Source organism: uncultured Cyclobacterium sp. (assembly GCF_963976465.1).
In the GTDB taxonomy this organism is placed as follows: domain Bacteria; phylum Bacteroidota; class Bacteroidia; order Cytophagales; family Cyclobacteriaceae; genus Cyclobacterium.
On sequence record NZ_CAXBOC010000622.1, the window covers coordinates 1 to 2,808 of the forward strand.

At 39.9% G+C, this 2,808-nt stretch carries 3 protein-coding genes; all 3 read right to left on the reverse strand.

Annotated elements, in window-relative coordinates; translation table 11 throughout:
- Positions 1-1,077 (reverse strand): bifunctional histidinol-phosphatase/imidazoleglycerol-phosphate dehydratase HisB (gene hisB / locus AAC037_RS23070; RefSeq protein WP_339905941.1); only part of this gene is annotated, 1,077 nt, incomplete at its 3' end.
- A gap of 12 nt (positions 1,078-1,089) precedes the next feature.
- A complete protein-coding gene (gene hisC, locus AAC037_RS23075; RefSeq protein ID WP_339905943.1) occupies positions 1,090-2,160 on the reverse strand; it encodes a histidinol-phosphate transaminase in 1,071 nt (356 codons plus the stop codon).
- Positions 2,161-2,162: 2 nt separating this feature from the next.
- Positions 2,163-2,808 (reverse strand): histidinol dehydrogenase (hisD, locus tag AAC037_RS23080; protein WP_339905945.1); only part of this gene is annotated, 646 nt, incomplete at its 5' end.

Genomic DNA, 2,808 nt, shown 5'->3' on the forward strand with positions numbered 1-2,808 from the left:
AAGTTGATCCAAAGCATCAAGATCCTTTTTAACCGCCATTTTGATTGCTCTTGCAAGCCCTTTAAAAATGGCTTCTATTTTATGGTGTTCATTGTCACCTTCAGCTTTTATATTCAAATTACACTTGGAGGTGTCACTGAAAGACTTAAAGAAATGGTAGAACATTTCGGTAGGCATGTCACCAATTTTTTCACGCTTAAATTCTGCTTCCCAAACGATCCAAGGACGTCCTCCAAAATCTACTGCAACTTGGGCCAAACAATCGTCCATAGGAAGTAAAAAGCCGTACCTATAGATACCTTTTTTGTCTCCCATTGCTTTCAAATATGCTTCCCCAAGCGCTAAGCCTGTATCTTCGATGGTGTGGTGCTCATCTATATGTAAGTCTCCCTCTACCTTTATTTCGAGATCACAACCGCCATGCTTGGCAAGTTGATCCAGCATATGGTCAAAAAATGGAAGACCTGTACTGATACTGCTATTTCCTGTTCCGTCAAGGTTTAATTTAATGTCTATATTGGTTTCCGCTGTCTTTCTTACCACTTCTGCTTTTCGGGGAGGAAGTTGCAAAAATTCATATATTTTATCCCAATTGTCTACAGAAATATCTGCCTCTTTTACCTCTTCTTTTCCTAAAAAAACAGATTTTGCGCCAAGGTTTTTCGCTAGGGTTACATCGGTCTCTCGATCTCCAATTACATAGGAGTTTTCTAAATCATAGTCTCCATTAAGGTAAGCAGTAAGCAAAGCTGTTCCCGGTTTTCTCGTAGGGGCATTTTCATGCTCAAAAGTCTTGTCAATATGGATGTCCTTGAAAATAACACCCTCTTGTTCCAATGTTTTAAGCATTTTAAATTGAGCCGGCCAAAAAGTCTCCTCAGGAAAGGAATCTGTTCCCAAACCGTCTTGGTTGGTCACCAAAACCAATTCAAACTCTCCATCTTCTGCAATCTTTACCAAGTTGCTGATTGCTCTGGGGATGAATTCAAGTTTTTCCAGGCTATCTACCTGAAAATCAGTTGGGGGTTCCTTGATAATGGTACCATCCCTATCTATAAATAATAGCTTTTTTTTCATGCTTAAATTTGTTCAAGTGGTTTTAGTATGGACTTGTAGGACCTCTTTCAACGCCTGAATGAATTGCTTGTTTTCCTCTTCATTACCTACTGTTATACGCAAACAATCCTCACAGCGTTGAACCTTTGACCGGTCTCTTACAATAATCTTTTTTTCGATTAGTTTTTGGTAAACTTGATTGGCATTCGGAACTTTTGCCAAAAGAAAATTAGCAGCTGAAGGATAAACCTTTTCCACTTCAGGTACTTGTTCCAAGGCAAATTGTAACTTCTCTTTTTGTACCAATATTTCCTTTACCATGTCTTCCAATAACTTGGTGTTTTCCAAGGCCTTCAACACGGTTTCTTGGGTCAAACCACTGATATTATAAGGTGGCTTGATTTTATTAAGTATACCAATGATCTCTTTGGACGCATAAGCCATTCCCAAACGCAATGCGGCCAAGCCCCATGCCTTTGAAAGTGTCTGCATGACCAACATATTGGGATAATGGTTTAGCTCTAAACTGAAGCTAGGTTCATCACTGAAATCAATATAGGCCTCGTCTATCACCACCAAACCATCAAAATTGGTCAGAATTTGATAGATGGATTGGCGTAAAACTTTATTTCCACTAGGGTTATTTGGAGAGCAAATAAAAATAATCTTCGTGAATTTGTCCGCAGCCTCCAATACCTTTTCTACCTCAATCTCAAAAGAAGCGGAAAGGGGTACTTTTTTGGTTGCTACATCATTGATACCAGCACTTACTTCATACATCCCATAAGTGGGTGGCATGATAATGACATTATCTACGCCCGGCCTACAAAAGGCCCTGAACAGTAAATCTATGGCTTCATCACTTCCGTTACCAAGAAAGATATTTACAGGGAGGACTTGTTTTATTTCACCTAACTTTTCTTTTAGTTTTGATTGGTAAGGATCAGGGTAGCGATTAAAGGCTTGCTTAGAAACTGAGCCCAAAGCATTTTCATTGGCATCAAGGAAGACGCCATCTTTCCCTGTATATTCATCTCTGGCAGAGGAATAAGGCCTTAGAGAGGCAATGTGTGGCCTTAGTAATTTCTGAAGATCAAATGCCATTATTATTTATTTTTTTTTAGGTAATTCAAACGTATGCTTACTGCTTGTTTGTGAGCCATAAGCTGTTCGTTTTCAGCCATAACCTCTATCACAGGGCCCAATCCTTTCAATCCCTTTTCAGTGATTTTCTGATATGTGATCTTCTTTACAAAACTGTCTAAAGAAACACCGGAAAAGCTTCTTGCATAACCATTGGTAGGTAAGGTGTGATTGGTGCCTGAGGCATAATCTCCAGCAGACTCAGGGGTGTAATTGCCGATAAATACAGAACCGGCATTAATAATTCCTTTCACTATATTGTCCTCATCTTCAATATTAAGGATAAGATGTTCGGGAGCATATTCATTGATTAACTCCAAGGCGGTATTTCTCTCATTAATCACCACTGCCAAACTATTTTTCAAAGCCTTTTCTGCTGTTTTTTGTCGGGGAAGTTCTTTCAGTTGTATGTCTACCTCCTCTATCACTTTGTTTACAATGGCTTCTGTGGGGCAAACCAAGACCACCTGACTGTCTGCACCATGCTCTGCTTGTGAAAGTAAATCAGCAGCAACAAATGCAGGAATGGCGGTTTCATCCGCATAAACAAGGACCTCAGAGGGGCCTGCAGGCATATCAATGGCTACCCCTTTTTTTGCGGCCAGTTGC

What these genes read in the sequence shown, in the direction of transcription:
- hisC (WP_339905943.1), bottom strand. Translation starts at nt 2,160, where the DNA reads ATGGCATTTGATCTTCAGAAATTACTAAGGCCACACATTGCCTCTCTA.